Source organism: Bacteroides reticulotermitis JCM 10512, assembly GCF_000517545.1.
Lineage (GTDB): Bacteria > Bacteroidota > Bacteroidia > Bacteroidales > Bacteroidaceae > Bacteroides > Bacteroides reticulotermitis.
Genome location: NZ_BAIV01000013.1, coordinates 55243 through 76011, shown reverse-complemented (window position 1 = coordinate 76011; position 20769 = coordinate 55243). Strand labels below are relative to the sequence as shown.

Sequence of the window (20769 nt, the reverse complement as noted above, 5' to 3'; positions counted from 1 at the left end):
AAGCTTCCCATCTGTCCCCTCTCTCCGGAAGAGAACATATAAATAGAACAAGATGAAAAAATCAGGACTTGCATTATATCGGCTCTGCTACTGGCCAACACGCTGCCCATGCTGGGAGGCGAAGGAGGCGAAGGTTCCGTTCCGGATACCTTACAGGCAAACCGATATGTAACACGCGCCACGATGTACGGCATTGGCTTCACCAATGTGTTCGACACCTATCTTTCACCTCAGGAATACAAAGGTGTCGACTTCCGTTTTTCGCACGAGACCATTCGCATGACGAAGCTTTTCGACGGCAACGTGTCTGTCCAGAACTTCTTTCAGGCCGATGTAGCTATACGCACAACCGGGTGGACAACAACAACACCTTCTCGGGACTGGTGAATTGGAACTACGGACTGCACTACCAATTCCGCCTTACCGAGAACTTCAAACTGCTTGCCGGAGCTTGATCGACGTCAACGGAGGCTTTGTCTACAATCTGCGCAATACCAACAACCCGGCCTCTGCCCGGGCATACGTCAACCTGGACGCATCGGGAATGGCCATCTGGCACCTGAAGATCAAACGCTATCCGCTCGTTCTGCGATACCAAGTCAATGTCCCCATGATCGGTGCCATGTTCTCGCCCCACTACGGACAGTCCTACTATGAAATATTCTCCCTAGGCAACTCCAGCGGAGTAATCCAGTTCACCTCTCTACACAATCAGCCTCTTTGCGGCAGATGCTCTCGGTCGACTTTCCCGTGCGATACGCCAAAATGCGAATCAGCTACCTGGCCGACTTGCAACAGTCCAATGTCAACCAAATCAAGACGCATACGTATTCCCATGTATTTATGGTGGGATTCGTAAAAGACATATACCGCATCCGTAACAAGAAAGGAACTCCCCTGCCCGCTTCTGTGAGAGCGTATTAAGAGGAGGTGAAGCTTAGAAAGATGAAGTTATAAGAGTAAATAGAGAAAAATGAAAAATAAGATTATACGTGTTCTCCAATTCCTTTGTTGCCTGCCGCTCGTCACCTCTTGCATCGGCGAGGATGACTATGCCAACGACCCGATAGGGAATTTTGAACAACTTTGGAAAACCATCGATGAACGCTACTGCTTTCTCGAAGCCAAAGGCATCGACTGGGATGCGGTGTACGACGAATACAGGCCTCAGATTACGGCTACCATGACCAACGAGGACCTGTTCGACAAGCTCAGCGCCATGCTGTATGTGCTCAAAGACGGACACGTCAACCTCGCCTCATCGAGCCGCGTATCTTTCTACGACGACTGGTATCAGGACTTCCCCTGGAACTACCGCGAAGATATTCTCTATCAATACTACTTGGGCAGAGCCAGCACAGACTACCGCACATCCGCCGGCATGAAGTATAAAATGTTCGATAACAACATCGGCTACGTACGCTACGAGAGTTTCAGCGCCGGTGTAGGCAATGGCAATCTGGACGAAATGCTCTCGTATCTGGCTGTGAGCAACGGACTCATCATCGATGTGCGTGACAATGGAGGCGGGAACCTCACCAACTCATCGCGCATCGCAGCCCGCTTCACCAACGAGAAGGTGCTGACCGGGTATATCCAACACAAAACGGGGAAGGGACACAATGATTTCTCAGCTCCGGAAGCGATCTACCTCGAACCGTCCAATAGCATCCGCTACCAGAAAAAGGTAGTCATACTCACCAATCGCCGTTGCTACAGTGCCACGAACGACTTTGTGAACCTGATGCGCAGCATCGAAGGCGGCAACATCATTCAGGTGGGCGATCAGACGGGTGGCGGCTCGGGACTCCCTTTCACTTCCGAGCTACCTAACGGATGGACCATCCGCTTCTCAGCCAGCCCGCACTTCGACAAAAACATGCAACCGCTCGAACAAGGTATCGAACCGGATGTAGCCATCGATATGAGCGACGAAGATCAACTAAAGAATAAAGATACGCTGATTGAAAAAGCATTTGAAATCTTGAATAAATAAACTTTATTCCCTAAATATTTGGCAGTTCAAAACTTCTTCCTATCTTTGCACCGCTAAACAAAAAAGCACATTGGCGGATGTGGCGTAATTGGTAGCCGCGCCAGACTTAGGATCTGGTGTCGAGAGACGTGTAGGTTCGAGTCCTATCATCCGCACCCAATAAATTGAAAAGCCTTCAAGACACGTTCTTGGAGGCTTTTTTTTAATATCTATCACATGAAGAAATTCCAACTTTGCTGCATCGGACACATTACTTTAGATAAAGTCATCACCCCGCAATCCACAGTCTATATGCCGGGTGGAACTGCCTTTTATTGCTCACACGCCATCCGTTGCTTCGGCGATGTTAGTTACACGTTAGTAACGGCGGTAGGTGCTACCGAAATGAGCGTAATCGAGCAACTCCGGGCAACGGGTATCGATGTCACCGCGTTGCCAAGCAGCCATTCCGTCTATTTTGAAAACATCTATGGTGACAACCCCGACGAACGTACGCAACGCGTACTGGCAAAGGCCGATCCGTTCACGCCCTCTTCACTGCCTGATATCAATGCGCAGGTTTACCATTTAGGCGCGCTTCTGGCCGATGACTTCTCGATAGACGTTATAAAGGATCTCGCACGCAAAGGACGTGTTGCCGTAGATTCGCAGGCTACCTCCGTGAAGTACGCCAACAGCATGTTTACCCCATCGACTGGGCAGACAAGCGGGAAGCCCTCCCCTACATCCACTACCTCAAAGTAAACGAACACGAAATGGAGGTACTCACCGGACTAAGCGATCCACACGATGCTGCCCGTAAATTGCATGAATGGGGCGTAAAGGAGGTACTTGTCACGTTGGGCAGCATGGGCTCACTAATCTTCGACGGCAGTGCGTTCCACCGCATTCCTGCCTACAAGCCCCGTCAGGTAATTGATGCTACGGGATGCGGAGATACCTATACCATCGGCTATTTATATCAGCGGGCATCCGGAAAAGACATCGAAGCGTCCGGGCGTTTTGCCGCAGCCATGTCTACCTTGAAGATTGAAAAGTCGGGTCCCTTTAGCGGCAGCAAAGAAGAGGTGATTCAATGCATGCATACCGCTCAGGAGATGTATTAAAAACAGCTACTCCCTAAAAAGGAGTGTGCTCCTGCGCGCTTCACAGCGAACAGGAGCACTTAACATAAATAAACGGCTACAGGCGTAGCCATTTCAAGGATTACGTTTGTCTCTTTTTGACCTTGCGGCCTATTTGGTTATCGAATAAGCAACACCCTGCGCCTGAATACGCTGCTGTACAATTAGATGGTTCTGCCCTCTCGTAAGCTTCTCATTATATATAGGTGTTGCCATTCCCATTTCTTTCTTTGTTTTATAAGCTTAATTTTGCTCGTTCATTATTTACTCTTTAACACAACGTACTGAGCAGCCTCTAGAGCGTTCATTATAATCTGGAGCACTTATTCTATTTTTTGAGCTAAAGTCCAGTCCTAACGATCTTATTACTCCTAGTGAATTGGTGTGAGGATCTGCTGACCAGTAAGAACCGCGCCTACCCATACTAGTTGTTCCAGAAGAACCTATGCGTATCCCTGCTCCCGGTAGGGGCCCATCTCTGGATAGTTAAGACCTGTACGTTCGGGGAAGTCATCAGCCCATTTCTTATTTATTTTCTTCCAAGGAGATGTGTCTTCTCCTCCACCATCGGTAGGTACACGCCATCCTGAAGGACAAGGGTCGTAAATCGTTTTTTCGGCATTTGTACCCCACAAATCATCAGACTGTGGGTCACACCAATCATACCAAGATCCCGTGCTGTTTTTTATCGTATAGTAATAAAAAGTGTATGGATTGGCTATTGCATCGGCAATACTTGCTTTCGTTTTACTTTTTATTTTTACTCCTACTGCTACTCCTGTTTCATTATAGCTAGAAAAAAGTATGAGTGCATCTTTACGCCCCCATTGGTAGTGTAACCCGTAAGTACTGAATGTTCCGAGTTCGCTGGTTGTAGCACCAAGATTTCTATCCATAAAAACTCGGGTGTCGAAGTTGTATATCGCTCCGGTTCCATTTGCCAGTTCATGTATACCTTCTGTTGTTGTTATTTCCGAACCGTCACCGGGATCGTATTCTGTCACCCAGATATGCCAACTCCACACAATCTTTGTTCCTATTTTAGCCGCTATAGAAGCATTCCCCGGACTGTTTCCCGCATGTACAACGATGTATTTATGGCCTGTCCCAGATTTTGTGTATGCCTTTATATTTGAATCATCGGCCATGCCCTTTTTATTATCTGTCCAAAGCAATTCAGCTGTAAAATTAGTAGTATTTTTTATTTGAGTTCCGAGTACCTCTGCAGGAGTGATATTGGCACGTTCTACAGGGATAGCAACTGCATTTCTACTATTGCTCACGCCATCACTGCCAAGAGGGGCAACAAAATATGAATTTGATGATTGCAGTATAGTACCCGATATACAACGTAGGAAAACCGTTTCAAGGAAGCCTCCTTGCTCGTCTTGTATTTCGACCTCTGCATCTTCTCTCCAAATAACCGGTCCGCCTGTAATATCGTCTTTGGTTGTAAAGGTTATCTTTTTAGTAACATTTGCTGCTCCGGTTGCTATTTCATCATCTACATTGCAGTTTGTTATAATCGATTGAGGATTGGTTTTCAACACAGCTTTCCATGGTACGGTTGCTTTTACAGTGAGGCTATGCGGGTCACCATCCAAGGCATAATAGCTGTCTTGCGCAATCGTGATCTTTATTTTAGCTTTTTGCGTAACTGTTATCATTAGCTTCAAGCGGTTGTTGGCAGTAATACGTATATAACCAATACGACCTTCTTCGGCTGTGTTCTCTATAGCTTTAAACTTTATCGTATATTTTTTCATCCCGTCACTGTTTGTCTCGTAGGTTATCCCCGTCTGAGAGAGCCAGCTGCTTGTAGTCTTTCCATCTTCTAAGAGATAATCCAACTTGATAGCCACTTTTCCGAGGTTCGAGTCATAAATGTCCAAAGCGTCTGTTGTGATAATAAGCTCTCCTTCGGATTCGGCAGCTGGAAAATTGAATTCTTTATCCGATATACCCAATAGATATTGTCCATCGAATGCAACTTCGCTTATATCGCCGGTATTCCATAACTGTACTTTATGCTCCATGTTCATGGGGCGTGATTTCTTTGCATCCTCCTCGTCTGTATAACCCGGGCCACTTACCGAGGTAATATTTATTCGGTAGATGTAGTTGCGCAATAAAGGGAGCTGTACCTGTTCCGGAGATTCGTCGCTGGTACGTTTATAGAAATCGATTCGATACCAGGTTGCAGTTCCTTCATTATAGCGTCCTTTAACAAGTAGGTAGGTTTCTCCCGCTTCGGCTTCTGTGGTATATATTTCACGAACATAGTTATTTACGGCGTTGTTATAAGTTATATCCGTTTTCTCGAAGGAAGTCGGAATACTGGGTAGGCTGTCTTTGTAAACACTTTGGTTAGGGGCTCCTCTTCCCTGATTGTATGCATCGCATAGCTTCACTTCATCTATCTCGAATTTGGGCGCATCGCTGCCGGAACTTATCTGCAAGCCAACATCTATCCGGGCTACCGCACGATATAGGGTAATTGTACCCAGTGAGGTAGAGTTTGTGGAGGGAGTAATGGCTATGCATTGTGCGGCTTCTCCCCACATAGGTAGCAGAGTATAGTCGTTTCCTGCAGTTCTCCACGGTTCCTTGTTGTCGAACACAATCTTTTTAAGGACATCTTCTTTCAGATCTCCCTTCGTAAAACCAGCCTTTACTGCTTCGGTTAATCCGCTTTGATTGGCTAGCACAACAATCCGGTGCTTCTCCGAACCGGTACTCTTCTGAAGCATCACCTTGATCTTTTGAGATGCTGTACCACTACCATCCAAATCGGTTGTTCCTGTGGTGGCATAAAGAAAGGTTTCCTTCTTTACACCGTCTCCGTCAACTTCGTTTTCTTCCTTGAATACCAAGACATCGATCTTCGTGATCTCTCTTTCCATATCCTCAGTCAGGGCATAGGAAGAGGGGGAGGTAAATACACCCGGAACATTGAGCGTGAGCAACAGTTCCATATGCGTGCCTCTGTCGATCCCTTCGCCAGAGTTGACAAGATCGTCGGTAGAGCATCCGGTGAGGATGACAAGCAACGATAAGAGTATCCATTTTAGTTTAACTATTTTCATAAAGCTGTATTTTTTCTATATTTTACTGCGATTATTATCCTCTCTTCAGGAGCGTCAAATGCCTCCTCCGGTATGGGTTACATCCCAGTCGTTGATGCTTATCAACGTAACTACGTGCGCACCGTCTTCCTTCTGTATCAGGTGGTAGTGCAGGGTATAGTCGTCAATACGGTCAAAGTCGTCATTACCGTTGATGCGTGGATTTTCCATCAGTCGGGTTGCCAAACGCTCGGTGTGAATCTCTTTGCCGTTTGCTTGGATAGTTAGTTGCAGGTCGTCGTTCTCACGTATCCGCAAGATCGTAAAGTCGGCCTGTGTGGTATTCCCCGCTATCGTATATTGGGGTATATAATTGAGTGCGGCTCCATCGGCCAGCGTATTGTCATAGTTATAGCTTCCGTTGCTTCCCGTAATAGCCAGGCTATAAGGGTTATCGCTGAAAGCGGAATAAGAGGAAATGGGGGTTATATCTTCGAGTACAATGTGTACACGATTTGTATTCTTAATCATGGATACTACATGTTCTTGGTCTCCGAACTCAGTGATCGTTACAGAGGCTATCCCATGCAAGATTTCGCCGGGATCGGTTGTTACATGGCCATCTTCGGGACATTTCAGGTCCAGTTTCATGTCTTGAAGCGTAGCACCGGGGGTGCATGCAAAATGTTCTTCTTTTACGTTTGCCCAAACTACTGCAGTATAGTTGCCCGGAGCTAAATCAAGCAACAGGCGGCTGCCTTCCGACAAAGCATTTGTAGGGAGGTATTGTTTCTTTATAAATTTATCATTGCCGTCATAAAGGTAGAGGTCAAGGTGTTCGACCTGCTCCTGAAAGTGACAGACATTATCTACATTCTTCGTATACATAAAGCGCAGGTATGTCTGACTTGGGCAGTTCGCTATATCATTGCTAAAACAGCCTGTAAATACAAAGAGTATAAATAGAATGGCACTTTGTATCGAATATTTTTTAAATAGGTATTTCATCATTGTAGTTTACTTATCGTTCCTGCGTATGTTTCAAGTAGGAAAGGCTACCCGTAAAATGAATTACGGGTAATATGCTTTATAATTGTTCAGGGTTAATTAGATTCCTCCTGATTGATCGATTACTGTCCAAGGAAGAACCGTAATTGTTGCTTGGATCTGTGTCTTAGCATCAAGTTCTTCTTTTGGATCGGTAACACCTTCTTCACCTTCGTCTTTGCCATTTTCAGTATTTGCGCCCGGACCACTTACCGAAGTAATAGTCACTTTGTAGAAGTTGTTGCGTTTTACTGTATACTTAGCTGTTGGATTCTTCTCTATGCTATTATCTCCAACCCATAAAGCGTAGTAAGAAAGCCCGTTTTCATATTTAAAAGCTAAACCACCGTCAGCGACAGTGGTTGTCGGCTTATCGCGATAGAATTTGTCTGTAAAGGTTCCATCTGTTGCTTTTATGCGCCAGAAAGAATCTCCTGTTGTATTGCCATTTACATCTAATATTTCATTTTCTCCATTCCCATCAAATGTTTTTGCCGGGGTATATGTACCTCTAATCATAAGGAATGTGCTGTTTCCCTCTCTAGGTACTGCATTGCTGTTTTCTATTGCATAAGATACAAAACTCTTTTCAAAATCTTCCTTTAAGTATTTATCGGTGTTTTCTTGCTCACCCGAGTATTGTAAATTTGGGAAATAGTTAGCGCTAGTTATAGTTCCACTTCCGTCTTCTCCTACTTCGTCAGTAAAGAATGGTGTTTGTAAAACTCCAGATTCGTAAAAGGGCATAAAATACATTTTGATAGGATTATTATGCACTTTATATTGTACATTACTAAGTTTTCCTAATACTCCTTGCGACTCAGGTTTAAAAGCTACATTCACCTTTGCCATAGCGCGTCCAACGCTAATCTGAACATCATTGTCTTGTGGATCTTCAGTTTCTACCAAATCTGCTAATACAGGTTCATTGGTTACATTAGTCATGAAGAATCCATTTGCAGGATTATTCAATTCACCTTCTTCAAAAGCTTTCGTTAAATTCTTTTTGAAAGAATCCAATGTTACCCCTATAGCTTTTTGCTCTGATGTCAACAAGTTATCAGGAGCGTTAATTGCTGCGTAGAAGTAATGTATACCTTTTGTTAATTTGAATTTCATAGTTTCTGCTGTTCCAGTCGCAAAAGTTGTCTTTTCAACAGCTTCCAGCACCTTACTTTTATTGAAGATGTACAACTCGACTTTGTTAACTGCGCTTTCTTCTGTTGTTGCTGTTGCACTACCAGCATACGTTGCTGGACCTGACTGTGTAATGGCAACTTGAACCATAGTCTGTACAGCATCTCCTAAATCGGCTCCACCGATCTCATCATCATTGCTACAGCTTGCGAAACCTACGATAAAGGCCGATGCAAGAAGTGCACTCTTGAAATAATTTCTCATTTTCATTTTGTTTTTGATTAATAATTGATTTTGTTTAGTAACTGTAGTTTTTACAATTTTCATTTTGTTTTTGTCCATCTTTCGATGGTTGCTAAATGGTTAATAATCCGATTATCTATTCTCTTTTGTTTTGCCATATTTTCAAATAATTCCCCAATAGTTATTCGTTCAAGGACTTACCCCAGATTCAGATTCACCCTTTGTCGTAGCGTAAGCGCCATACAGCTAATCATACGATGACAGGTTCTTTCTTCTTTCCATTTTACCTTCGTTAATTCTGTACCAATTCACATTCGTTCTTTTTCATCTCTTGTCCTTTCTACTTCATCATTAGCTGTTATTCATTCTGCATCACTTGTGCTTTATTCTGCATCATCTGTTATCGGTTCTTTGTCATCTTTCGATGGTTGCTAAACTGTTAATATGCCAAGGACTTACTCCTCATTCACATTTTGAACCGACTTCATTTTGCAGCAAGCACGAAGCAGGTAGTTGTACGATGCGCAATTCTCTATCTATTATTTCTTCTTTTCACTTTGCATTCATTATTCTGCATCACTTCTTTACTCCTCCTGCTACGCAGTTATTACCGCTTATTTATTCTTTGCAACCTTTCAAGTTTAAGGTTGTCCTGTATCTTTGTTTCCAGTTCTTTCAGGTTGGCTCCCGCCTCCTTCACACCCGCTTCTTTGGCACGAGTTAGCAGTTCTCTAGCCTTTTCAAATTCTCCTTCCTGTAGCAAGAGTGCTCCCAGGTTATTCAGGGCGGCAGGAAGTTCCCCCGCTCTTTCCAGATACCGACGGGCTGTACCTCTTTCAGCACGCTCGGCAAGAACTGCCCCGGCGTTGGACAGTGCAACCGCATCGTCGGCATGATATTTCAGAATACGTTCGGACATGATTTCCTGATATTCTTTACTATCCTTGGCGTAACTTGTTGCCACGAGGTAGAACTCGCGTTGGCTCAACATCTCTTCTTTATGACCGAGCAAGGCTTTAGCTTCGGCTACGTTGTAATCTTTGACTGTGTAGTCGAGTTGGTATTCCACGCGTCTCAACTGCGGGTAGATATCGGTCAGCATCTTGCCGTAAGTCCGTGCGCCGGCCAGCCTTCTCATTTTCACTTTACGCTGTTCCACATCGGCCGTCTGGTCGATTAGTTCTATGATAGCTTCTTTATTGCCAAGGTCGCTTGTGGCGAGTTGTACTTTCAATCCTTCCCAGTCTTCACCTCCACCCTTAACCGTTACCTTTCCTTGCGGCAAACAGTCGCTGTTGTAGATATAGTCGCGCAAAGCATTGGCGCGTAGGTTAGCCAACGATTCGTTCGAACTTGTTTTTCCGTCCGGCGAAGCGTAGCCTTCGATATACAAGGCGTTGATGATGATATCGGGATCGTTCTGCATTTCACAAACCTTGACGCGTACCTTTTGAAGTTCTTCGGGGTTGCGACGATAGTCCGGCAACAGGATTGAGCTTCCCACTTTAAAGTCGAGAAACGCTTGTTCCTGCTTCGAACGATTCTTAGGCGTTGCTTTAGGTTCTGTCAAAGCATACTGTGCATTTACCTGATAGGGTTCGGGCATATCCAACCGGATGTGTTTGTCCATGGTGAAGGAGAACAACCGAATTTGATTGTCGCATTGGTTAACTTCCTGATGAATTACCAGTTGGGCATCCGCCATCCACATCTCGAAAGGAATATGAATCAGGTAAGGGATGGTGATGTCTGTGTCTTCTTTCACATTGACAGTCCGTATGGGAGCTTCCCGTAAACTTAGTTTTTTGTTAAGCCGGTGGGCGCGCTCGTTCATTTTGCGCTTATCGTTTCCCTGTACTCGAATGTACGGGAGTGCCATATGTCTGCTCTGACTTACAAGTTCGGGAGTGATTACCACAGTCTGGCAATCGCGCACGGCATTGGCTTTTATCTGGATACGTAGGCTGACCGCCAGGCTGTCATTTTGCATCAGCAGGTCGTTGCCGATGAAGTTAATATGCCCCCGATCGACCTGTGCATGCAGGCAGCACGAGAACATCAGGCAGATAAACGACAGTTTGATTGATAGCAATTTCATATTTTAGTTTTCTTTTTATTTCAACATATAGATAAGAGATACACCCACTTTGGTAGGACCGAAATAGTTTTTATTTCTGTTGCCGATAGACCGCAAACAACCTTTGCACTCGCTCTCATCATATTTCAGATGCAGGTAGCCAACGCCCAGCGTTCCCTCCATACTCCACCGAGGAGAGAGGTACCAATGGTAACCGTAGCTGATGCCAGCTCCGTAAAGATTGCCTTTGATAGATGATCTTTCATATAGGTGGATGGGCCGATACCTACCACATTGAAGTTGGCATAGGTACCGTGAAGACCGAAGAAATGTTTGTGAAAGGGTTCGCAGGTCCAGTATCTGAATTCGGGTTGTACGGCCAGAAGGTTGAATTTCTTCATTTCGCTATACGTCCACGGATTATAGGTGACCGAGAGGTCGAGGGTATATTTGCTACCGGTACGCACTTCCATACCCAGATTCAGGCTACCGGTCAGGTCGTGCAATAAGTTGCTCTTAACTGCCAGTCGGGGAAGCGGGGTAAACGAACGCGCAGGCATATTCCTGTAAACGATCGAGAGATCGGTTACTTGCTGCGATACCATATTTCCTGTGTCCAACTGACTCACAGTTACTGATCCGGAAACGGAAGTATCGGGTTTTAGAATGTTATAAGTCATGGTTCCCATGTCTTTGACAGGGGCAGTGTCCACTTGCGTGTGAAGAAGGCTATCTTGGTTGGAAGCAGTGCCTGGTTTCGGTGGAATTTCTTTCCAACGGATGTTAGTTGTTTCGGGTGATTTGGCGGGAAGCAGGAAGATGCGCCCATCGCTAATGCTATAGGTATAGCCTGTATTTTGTAAAAGTGTAGCAAGCACATTGCCCAACTCAGCATTTTGCATACTGAGTGTCATCTTCCGCGAAGAGTCGAACTTGCTACTGCTAAAAGCAAAGCTGTAGCCGGTCTGCTCTTTGATCGATTTGAAATACTTTTCGAGGCTGGTGTTACTCCCCGCAATAGAGATTTTCTCGGTTTGCGCAGTGGCGAAAGCGTTATTGACAACAAATAGGCAAGAAATACGAAATGTTTCTTAAAATACCTACCATAGCCGCACAGGTGTAGGCATATATTTTTATATATTTGCATAATAATACTGTTTCTATTTTTTTAAAGTAGAAGGTATTGCGTTTCTAAAATCAGAGAGTTTGGTCTGCAAACTGGGACTCTCTGATTTTTTTATGCTTTTTCTTCTGGTGTTTAGTTTATTTTGTTAGTGATTGACGCTGTTTTATTCCATTGTTAATCTGTTTTTTATTTCTTTCTAATAGTAACTTTTTCGTTCGCTATCGAGTAACTGAATCCTTCGATAATCTTTTCCATAATCTGCATCGACTGATCGAGGCTATCGTCCTTCTTCAAGACAAAGGTGAACCGTTCTGTGGTAAGCAACCTTTTGTCCACATCGAAAGTGGTATGGTACTGTTTCTCCAATATGTTTAATATCTCTTCGAGTGTTTCATTATCAAAATATATTTCCCGTTGCTTCCAGGCTGTCGCCACATCGGGATCGGTTACGGTCTGCTCTGTTTTCTTTGTCACTTTGTTGTAAGCAAGCATTTCACCGGGATCGAGCGTAAACAGCTCTTGCTCGGTTGTCTCTACCGTGACTTTACCATTCTTCAGGGTAACCATCGTTTCTTCGCAACGGTTGTATGCCTTTACATTGAACTCGGTACCTAGCACGGTGACGCTGACATCTGCTGTCTTCACGTGAAATGGCCGTGTCGGGTCTTTCACTACTTGAAAGAAAGCTTCACCGCTCAGTTCGACACTCCTGTGGGAACTGCTTTTATCAACCGCATAGCGGATTGTGCTGGTTTCGTTCATCCAAACGGTAGAACCGTCGGGCAAAACGATCTCTTTGGTTTCATCCGGACCGGTTGTCACTTCTGTCATCGCAACTACCACCGGAATATGACTCTCCTGCTTGCTCAAATAGAGGTATCCTCCCGCTACAAGAACCAACGGCAAAATTACCGCTGCTACTCGAAGAAAATAGTTTCTCAAAGTTCTCTTCGTCGTACGACCTTCCATGCTTGCTGTAGCTGATCTTTTTGAGTCACCTACTCTGAGTTCAACTTCTGTAAAACCTGCTCGCTCTCTAAATATTTTCAACGCTCTTGCCGTTTCTTCATTAGCAGGCAGGCTATATTCTTTTTGTTTCTCCAATAAAGCACGATATATCTCACAGGCTTTGCTCGGATCTTCCTCATCAACGAGCCAACGCTCAAATACATTCTGAACCAATGGGGTCCAGCTTTCGTCCCTTTTAAAATATTTATCGATCACTTCCCAGACAGGCGTGCTCTTTATATCTTTCTCTTCATTTTTATCCTTCATTTCAACCAAATTACATTTAGTTTTTTGTATTTTGTAGAGTCAGCACAAACAAGTCTCTATATATAATATCCAAAACCAATATTTTTCACCCGGCCTAAATTCATTAAACTAAGTTAATGTTCTGTATTAACTTTTAGTTAACAGGTTCGATCTTAATTATTACCAAACAGTCTTTTTCAACAAGAATCTTAGTGCAAATTAGCCTTGGAATGTATGGATTCGGATAAGCTTTTTCGTGCAAGACAACCAACGTTTTGGCATGCCCCTCTATTATATACTATCCAAAAACTCATTTTTCTCCCGACCTAATGTGGTTAATCTTTGTTAATGTCTCAAAACTGACTATTTAAAGCAAATTATCCGGGCATATTCTTTCATGAAAATCGGGTAGAATTACATTCAACTCCAGCGGTAACAAAATGTAACGTTCTCGTAAACTCTGACAGATCAATCCATACTATCGGAGATTTAAACCACGAGCGACCTCGCCTGATACGCCGTTCTATATATCCCACTCCCGGATTTCGTTTTTACCCTAGCTGTTAAGGCTAGCTATTCAGAGAGTAAAGATACTTACTATTCAATGGTTTATGAATTGATGAAATTAGATTTTAATAGTTCGTAGGTCCGTTCAAAAAGGATTGATATTGATACAAACATACACATTAATAAGCATATAACATAATAAAGCGGAATCAAAATGTAAAGATTAGCTTAATCTCAAGCTTTTGAGAGTGCAAATAATCAGATAGCACAGTCTACAAATAATGTCCGTTTCATGCGTCAACGACTATTTACAACAAAACAACTAACTCGTCATATCCTGTTGACAAAGTTATCAGTAGTATGCCGTAGGGACCATCTTTGGAAACAATTTAGAAAGCTACATTGAACATATCTATATAGATTCGGCATCGGAGAAGGGACATGACTTAATATGAAGTATGGAAGGTAAGTGCAATGACAATCGGATTCGTTCTTTGAGTTCCAACCTCACCGCTACCGAATCTTCCTATGCACTTTATCATTGACCCATCAGCCAACACAAGACCTCCTATGCCAGCAGAGTGTGAGATTTAAACAAAAAAAACCTAGGTACCAACACATTGCATCCTCAAGCACTCTTTAATTTGCAGAGAGAAGTACGTATAGCAGATCGGATGAAAGGACTAACGAGAACAGAAAACAGAGATATCACCTATAGATTGGATTACAAAGAATCACTGACTCACAAGGGAGTAATTTATGCGTTAACTGCACAAAACCCTGACTCGATTTAAAAGCACTCCACCCGGTAAATAAAATAAATTAAGCGAAGATTACGCAACAAGAATAATGATCATGCACGATTGAGTCTCCTGTCTGGAAGCGCCTTTATATCGTATAAACAGTGTTTTCAAAGAGAGCTTAAACCGTAAACGAACCGGACACTGAATACAATACAATCGTAAAGAAAATCATCTTCTGTTTTATTTCATTCAAGGCAAGGTTGACTTGATTCTGTACGGTCTTTTCGGATACACCAAAAGCAGCGGCTACTTCCTCGTCGCTTAATCCTTCCATAAACGATTTCTGAAAGATCTCCCTGCGCCTGATAGGAAGTTCCTCTATGGACATTAGAAAAAGGATATTCAATTCCCGCTCATAATAGACATCTTCATTGCTTGGTGCTAAAGAATCGAGATAACGATAAGAGAGATCGGAAATCAACGTGTTTTCCCGATGCCGTTTTCGTAATAATTTAAACGATAAATTGCGAGAGATGGTATGCAAATAACCGGAAATATTCATGTCATCTTTGATATACTGACGTCTCTCCCAAAAAATCATGAAAACATCTTGAGCAAGTTCTTCGGCTTCACCGTCAGAATTGATCAATCTGGCAATAAAATTTTTAATATTTCGATATTCTGAAGAGAACACAGTCTCGAATGCTTTAGGGTCACTTTCTTGCAGAGCACCGATGATTTCTTTAGAAAACTTGTTATCCATAATTTTGAAAAAATTACTTTAGAGTAATGTCGCTTACACAAATTTACAATCTTAAATTTTATCAAACATTATGTATCTAAGTATATTTTAAAATGTTAGTGTATTTTTATAAATTGATACAATCTCAGTTTCTTCAAATAACGCATAGCCATTTCAAAGCATTGATCAGTTTTTGAAAAAGTCGGGGACTTTCGCATACGCTTCCAAACGAGAGTTAGCTACGAATGTAACAAGACATATACAACCGATAATTTATATGCAAACGAGAGAATCTCAAATCTATCCCTATTATTATTACATTCTCAAACTAAGCGTAAAATCTCAATCTTATACAAAAAAAGTTTTCACTGCACGAGATTGTAGTACAATATTAGAGAATCCTTAAAATATTCTTGTAGAAATAAGAAAGTTTTCCACCCTAAAGAGATCATCTTCACCTTTCATAATCCACCAAAAGCAAGACAATCGCTTTCACAATGTTACATATTAAAGTCAAAATCAAACAAACTATTCACAGTACACAAAAACAACGATAATCGAGACAAGGCACCAACTAAATTTTAACACATTTGAAACATAAAAAAGATCATCTAAACTTTGGTGGTTTCATATTAAAAAATAACTTTGCTTAATTATTAATAGAACCAAGTGATAAATAGGTAAACAATTCACGAAAAATCTTAATTAATTAACAAGTAACAATGATGAGAGATTTAAAATTTCTGAAACTATTCTACGGGCTTATGCTTGTAATGGTCTCCGCAGCTTTTGTAAGCTGTGTTGATGACAATGATGACACAGAGGCTCCATTCTTGGAAGTCTCACCTACAACCTTGATTTTTGGCTTAAACGGCCAACCAGCTGATGGAAGCCAAGCTTCTTTCGATATTAAAGCAAATCGTAGCTGGAAAGCTATTATTGAAGAAGATAAATCATGGGTTACCCTCTCGAAGACAGAAGGAGAAGGTTCTGCAACCATCCAAGTTAGTATACCGGAAAACATCAATGATGTAGCTACTGTTGTTATTCAGATGTCTAATAAAGTAGGTGTCTTGATGTCGAAAACAGTAACTATTAAAAGTGGAGAGACTGTTACTCCTACTGTTATCTATAGCGAGACTGTAGGCTCAGCAGCAGCAGCTGGCAATCCTGCTGTAGCTGACTATACTGGTTGGGATGATAAAGTTGTAACTTACTCCGGTACAAACGCAAGCGTTCGCGCTAGCCAAAGTAACGCGGGTGGATATCCTACTGCGTCAGGTCCTAACAATATCTTCTTTGCAGGCGCACCTGCTGAATTTGTTATCAGCAAGATCGCGATACCTGAACAGAATACAAACCTCAAACTTACATTCGGAAGTATCTACGTTAAAGATTACGATGCCAAAGATTACACTTTCGACATGAGTAAATTTGAAGTGTATTTAAGTGCAGACGGCACAGCATGGGCACCTGTTACTTATACAAAAGACAATGGAGATGCAGAAAAACCGAACTGGATTTTCGCTACATCTAACTTCACATTAAAACAACCAGTTTCTTCTCTTTATATCAAGTTTAGAGCACTAGATTCTTCTAAATTCCGCGTGGATGATATTACATTATCTACTGGTAACGGTGGTGACGAAATAGATCTAGGTGCAGCTGGAGACCCCAAAGTAACGACAACAGATGCTGCTGCTATTACAGAAAGTACAGCCACACTAGGTGGATCTGTTGCCAACATCGAATTATCTGACGTTACTGAGGTTGGAATACAGCACATTCTATTCAGTACAGGAACTGTTACAAGCATTGATTGGACTAAAGCAACCAAAACTGCAGCAACGGTTAAAGAAAGCCCTTGGACTGTAGCAGTCAGTGGCCTGACTAAAGATGCACAATATGCATTCCGTGCTTATACGACAACGGCAACAACCACTATATATGGTGAGCCTAAGACCTTTGTAGCAATGACATCTACGGCAACTCAGATTTCAATTGCTGGTTTAGTGGAAAAAATGACAGCTACGTCTACTGCAGTAGATAAAGATTACGAAATCCGCGGTATCATTTGTGGTGATCCTGCTGGCTTGAACTACTCTTATGGCACGCTATTCGTTATGACCAAAGGTGCTACTACTGCGGGCAATGCACTCTCACTGTATAACAATCAAATAGATGTTACTCAATACAAATTAGGGCAAGAGATTAAAGTAACTCTTCAGAAAGACGTGGTTAAGATTTACAAGCGTTACGATGTACCACAAGTTGAAGGATTTAGCGCAGCCAACATTGAGGTGCTATCTGAAAGCAATACAGTTACACCAATTAAAGTAACTGTAAGCCAATTAGCTTCATTTGTATGTATGCCTGTAACTATCGACAATGCAACTATTGCAGAATCAGGTGTATGGAAAGATCCAGGAGCACTTAAGAATCAAAGCTTTACGGCAGGCGGCACTGCATTTACTGTGAACTTCAATAAATCGGCTACAACCTTTGATAACAAACCATTCGCCGCAGGTACAGGTTCAATCACAGGTATCGCTTCTATATTTAGTGGTGCAGGGCAGTTGATGCCACGTAATTTGAATGACGTTAGCGCATTCAATTCTACAAGTCCTACAATTACTAATATATCCCCTGAAAATCACACCTTCCCTGCTGCAGGAGGAAGTCAGGAATTTGACGTAACCGTAGCTAATCAAGGAAGTAATACTCTTTCAGTTAGCGGATTAAGCAATGCATTTACGGCTAACGTCTCTGGAAACAAAATAACAGTTATAGCCAAAGAGAATACAGGTTCTAGCGCTATTAGTGAGACTATGAAAGTAAGCTTAACTAACGGTAATAGCGAAGATGTAAAACTTACCATTTCTGCAAAAAGTACTGGTGGAGATACAAAAGGTACATTTACTTCCATGACTCCGTTCCTATTTAGTGAAGGGGTAAACAATTACAGTGCATATGGGCAACTAGTAAATACTGATATCTATTGTCTAAAATTAGGAGTAGGAGCAAGCAGTGGGTCATTCACCACAGGTGCGCTAAAGGTTAGTGGTAGTAAAAAGCTATCTTTCTATGCCGCCACATGGAAAGGAAAGACATCAAAAGTATCTATAAAAGTAAATAATGGAGGAAGTGTATCTGGCAATACGAGCATTGAACCTGTTGCAAATGATGGAGCTACGGGAAATGCGCCATATACAATCGTGTTCTCTGACAACACTGACTACTACACATTTAATTTAACTGGGCTAACAGAATCTTCAACAATTACAATTGCTACAGATGATTCTTTTGGAACAACAGCAGTTACAAACAGTAATGCTCGCGCTATAATGTGTGGATTCCAATTGTATTAAAATTATAAACAAGAAAGATAAACTCTTGGCAGGTTTCAGCCTGTCAAGAGTTACTTGTCTTAAAACATTTATACTTTTCTAAATGACATCACTTTTTAAACATAAAGCATCTGCTCTACAAATGCTCTTGCTAGCAGCAATCACGCTGTGCATAAGTGCATGTAGCAATGATGACTCTAACGGAGGTCCATCACAACCAGGTGAGGCTTATTGGAAGATATCTTCCACTGTTAATTCAGCGGCAGGATCATCTGCCATTATCATAACGGGGACTCCGGGGACTCAATGGAGCGCCGAAGTAACTGAAGGTAGTGCGTGGTGTTCATTCAGTAGTAGTGACTTTGTAAATTCCTCTTCCAAAACAGGGGAAATCAAAGACGGTCTTAATGTACTATACGTATATTATAAAGCTAATACAGGAAAGGAACAACGTCCAGCTAAAGTTTCATTCCAATTTGCCGGACAAGAAGCGAAAACGTTTGACCTGATACAACTATCCGAGTCGCAACAAAACCTGCCGGAATTCAAGGCATGGGCTGAGATACCTGAGTTCAAAGAAAATGCCAACTATCAATATGTAACTCATTATGTTCCCTTGAACAATAAGACGATTCGCAACTATTCGATTTGCTTTGATAAATCGAAGAAGGCTGCTTTATGGGTGGCTTATCCTATCCATACCGCTTATTTAAAAGGAACGGGAGGACGTACCGATCTTTGGGCTTTCGACCCCATTGTTCCCAGCAACAATCAAGCAAACTGTGTGGATAGATCTTATGGAGGAAACTACGATCGTGGACATCAAATAGCATCAGCCGACCGCTTAGGCACTGACGAGATGAATGCCCAGACATTCTATATGACGAATATGACTCCGCAGCTGAATCGTCTGAATCAGGACATGTGGGCCAGACTCGAGAATAAAGTTCGTACTTACAACTGCTCTGACACGTTATTTGTAGTAACCGGCGCATACTTTGCTCCTGGATCCAGTACAACAACTACTGACGGAAAAGGAAACACAGTACCGCTTCCTACGAGCTACTACAAAGTACTGCTACGTACAAAATCCGGTAAAACTGGAAAAGCAGTCAAAGACTGTTCAGACGATGAACTGATCTCAATCGGCTTCTGGGTTGACCATAAGTCGTACGGGAATATAGAACCACCGTCCAGCGTTTGCACGACCGTGGCTGATATTGAATCGAAAACAGGCTTTAAATTTTTCCCGCAAGTATCCAATAGTGTAAAACAACAAAGAGACCTCACAACATGGGGGATTAACTAATAAGCAGGCTTATGAAAAAACTAGTATTAGCAACCGTATTCTTTGCACTGCTGATTTCTTTCAGCTTTGCCCAGAAACCGTACAAAGTCGTTTTCTATAACATAGAAAACTTTTTCGATACAATCAATGATCCGGAAGTAAAGGACGATGAATTCACACCGGAAGCACCCAAAAAGTGGAATTCAGCGAAATATTATAAAAAACTTGCCAATATCGAGCGTGTGTTCTTCGATATAGCGTCTATCAACAAAGATTATCCGGTAGTTATCGGTGTGTCAGAAGTGGAAAACCGCAACGTATTGGAAGATATCGTAGCCACTCCGAAGCTGGCTCCGGCAAACTATCGAATCTCCCATTTCGATTCTCCCGAAGCACGCGGTGTCGATGTAGCTTTTATGTATCGACCGGATGTGTTCAAGATAGAGGGAGAGCGGGCCGTAAGAACGGTTATTCCTACGATACCCGATTTCAAAACTCGTGATATTCTAACCATGTGGGGAACTATTGAGAACGAACCTTTCTTCTTTATGGTAATTCACTGGCCATCCCGTCTGGGAGGTAAAGAGGCTTCTGAGTCCAAGCGTATTGCTGTAGGACAACAGATGCGTAGCATCGCTGACTCGGTGTTGCAGGCAAACCCTGCAACTAAAGTTGTGATGATGGGTGACTTCAATGATGACCCGACTGACAAGAGCTTCACGCAAGGACTAAAGGTCAAATTCAAACTGAAAGATCTAAAAGCAGGTGATCTTTACAACCCGTATGCCGACATGCTGAAAGCAGGTTACGGCACACTAGCCTATGGTGATGCCTGGAACATATTCGACAACATCGTAGTTTCAGAGAATCTGGCCAAAGGCTCAACCGGTAAATTAAAGCTGGAGCAGGCTCCGGGATCTAAATTCTACGGAAACATCTTCAAGCAGCATTATATGTTGCAGAAAGAAGGACAGTATAAAGGCTACCCGTTGCGTACATATGTAGGCAATAATTTCCAGGGAGGTTACAGTGACCACTTCCCGGTTTATATCTATATCGGCAAATAAAATTAA

Annotated in this window: 10 protein-coding genes, 1 tRNA gene and 3 pseudogenes; 7 read left to right on the top strand and 7 right to left on the bottom strand. The window is 42.6% G+C overall.

Features of this window, described 5'->3' with window-relative positions:
- Window positions 1-144 precede the first annotated feature (144 nt).
- From JCM10512_RS09370 to JCM10512_RS09355, 4 genes and pseudogenes are all read left to right on the top strand, one after another.
- A pseudogene (locus tag JCM10512_RS09370) lies at window positions 145-924 on the top strand (DUF3316 domain-containing protein); the annotation flags it as partial.
- Between the two features lie 49 nt (window positions 925-973).
- Window positions 974-1996 (top strand): S41 family peptidase, encoded by a 1023-nt coding sequence (locus tag JCM10512_RS09365; protein WP_044162475.1) that lies wholly within the window; start codon window positions 974-976, stop codon window positions 1994-1996.
- Window positions 1997-2069: 73 nt separating this feature from the next.
- Window positions 2070-2151, top strand: a tRNA-Leu gene (locus JCM10512_RS09360).
- A gap of 61 nt (window positions 2152-2212) precedes the next feature.
- Window positions 2213-3102, top strand: a pseudogene (locus JCM10512_RS09355) (carbohydrate kinase family protein).
- 461 nt (window positions 3103-3563) lie between these two features.
- Here the strand turns inward: JCM10512_RS09355 and JCM10512_RS09350 are convergent.
- The 7 genes and pseudogenes from JCM10512_RS09350 to JCM10512_RS09320 all read right to left on the bottom strand — a co-directional run bounded on the left by JCM10512_RS09350 (window position 3564) and on the right by JCM10512_RS09320 (window position 15082).
- Window positions 3564-6206 carry a fimbrial protein gene (locus JCM10512_RS09350; protein WP_044162472.1) on the bottom strand — a complete coding sequence of 881 codons (2643 nt, stop codon included), beginning with the start codon at window positions 6204-6206 and terminating at the stop codon, window positions 3564-3566.
- 54 nt (window positions 6207-6260) lie between these two features.
- Window positions 6261-7196 (bottom strand): FimB/Mfa2 family fimbrial subunit, encoded by a 936-nt coding sequence (locus JCM10512_RS09345; protein ID WP_044162470.1) that lies wholly within the window; start codon window positions 7194-7196, stop codon window positions 6261-6263.
- Window positions 7197-7292: 96 nt separating this feature from the next.
- Window positions 7293-8711, bottom strand: coding sequence for an Mfa1 family fimbria major subunit (locus JCM10512_RS09340; RefSeq protein WP_044162468.1), 1419 nt, complete (start codon window positions 8709-8711; stop codon window positions 7293-7295).
- Window positions 8712-9219: 508 nt separating this feature from the next.
- A complete protein-coding gene (locus JCM10512_RS09335) occupies window positions 9220-10710 on the bottom strand; it encodes a DUF3868 domain-containing protein (RefSeq protein ID WP_044162466.1) in 1491 nt (496 codons plus the stop codon).
- A 15-nt stretch (window positions 10711-10725) separates the two neighbouring features.
- A pseudogene (locus JCM10512_RS23730) lies at window positions 10726-11666 on the bottom strand (DUF3575 domain-containing protein).
- Between the two features lie 335 nt (window positions 11667-12001).
- Complete coding sequence (locus tag JCM10512_RS09325; protein WP_148298344.1) at window positions 12002-13090, bottom strand: FecR family protein; 1089 nt, start codon at window positions 13088-13090, stop codon at window positions 12002-12004.
- A 1407-nt stretch (window positions 13091-14497) separates the two neighbouring features.
- Window positions 14498-15082 (bottom strand): RNA polymerase sigma factor, encoded by a 585-nt coding sequence (locus JCM10512_RS09320; RefSeq protein ID WP_044162465.1) that lies wholly within the window; start codon window positions 15080-15082, stop codon window positions 14498-14500.
- A gap of 701 nt (window positions 15083-15783) precedes the next feature.
- On the opposite strand from JCM10512_RS09320, the gene JCM10512_RS09315 reads away from it, so the two are divergent.
- The 3 genes from JCM10512_RS09315 (at window position 15784) to JCM10512_RS09305 (ending at window position 20763) form a co-directional block, all read left to right on the top strand.
- Window positions 15784-18429, top strand: a complete 2646-nt coding sequence (locus JCM10512_RS09315; RefSeq protein WP_052517158.1) for a DUF5689 domain-containing protein — start codon at window positions 15784-15786, stop codon at window positions 18427-18429.
- Between the two features lie 121 nt (window positions 18430-18550).
- Window positions 18551-19717, top strand: a complete 1167-nt coding sequence (locus JCM10512_RS09310; protein WP_244437068.1) for a DNA/RNA non-specific endonuclease — start codon at window positions 18551-18553, stop codon at window positions 19715-19717.
- A gap of 11 nt (window positions 19718-19728) precedes the next feature.
- Window positions 19729-20763, top strand: a complete 1035-nt coding sequence (locus JCM10512_RS09305; protein WP_044162461.1) for an endonuclease/exonuclease/phosphatase family protein — start codon at window positions 19729-19731, stop codon at window positions 20761-20763.
- Window positions 20764-20769 lie beyond the last annotated feature (6 nt).

Bases quoted from the DNA above. Each gene is read 5' to 3' on its own strand.
- JCM10512_RS09365 (WP_044162475.1), top strand. From the start codon at position 974: ATGAAAAATAAGATTATACGTGTTCTCCAATTCCTTTGTTGCCTGCCG.
- JCM10512_RS09350 (WP_044162472.1), bottom strand. From the start codon at position 6,206: ATGAAAATAGTTAAACTAAAATGGATACTCTTATCGTTGCTTGTCATC.
- JCM10512_RS09345 (WP_044162470.1), bottom strand. From the start codon at position 7,196: ATGATGAAATACCTATTTAAAAAATATTCGATACAAAGTGCCATTCTA.
- JCM10512_RS09340 (WP_044162468.1), bottom strand. From the start codon at position 8,711: ATGGACAAAAACAAAATGAAAATTGTAAAAACTACAGTTACTAAACAA.
- JCM10512_RS09335 (WP_044162466.1), bottom strand. From the start codon at position 10,710: ATGAAATTGCTATCAATCAAACTGTCGTTTATCTGCCTGATGTTCTCG.
- JCM10512_RS09325 (WP_148298344.1), bottom strand. From the start codon at position 13,090: ATGAAGGATAAAAATGAAGAGAAAGATATAAAGAGCACGCCTGTCTGG.
- JCM10512_RS09320 (WP_044162465.1), bottom strand. From the start codon at position 15,082: ATGGATAACAAGTTTTCTAAAGAAATCATCGGTGCTCTGCAAGAAAGT.
- JCM10512_RS09315 (WP_052517158.1), top strand. From the start codon at position 15,784: ATGATGAGAGATTTAAAATTTCTGAAACTATTCTACGGGCTTATGCTT.
- JCM10512_RS09310 (WP_244437068.1), top strand. From the start codon at position 18,551: ATGCTCTTGCTAGCAGCAATCACGCTGTGCATAAGTGCATGTAGCAAT.
- JCM10512_RS09305 (WP_044162461.1), top strand. From the start codon at position 19,729: ATGAAAAAACTAGTATTAGCAACCGTATTCTTTGCACTGCTGATTTCT.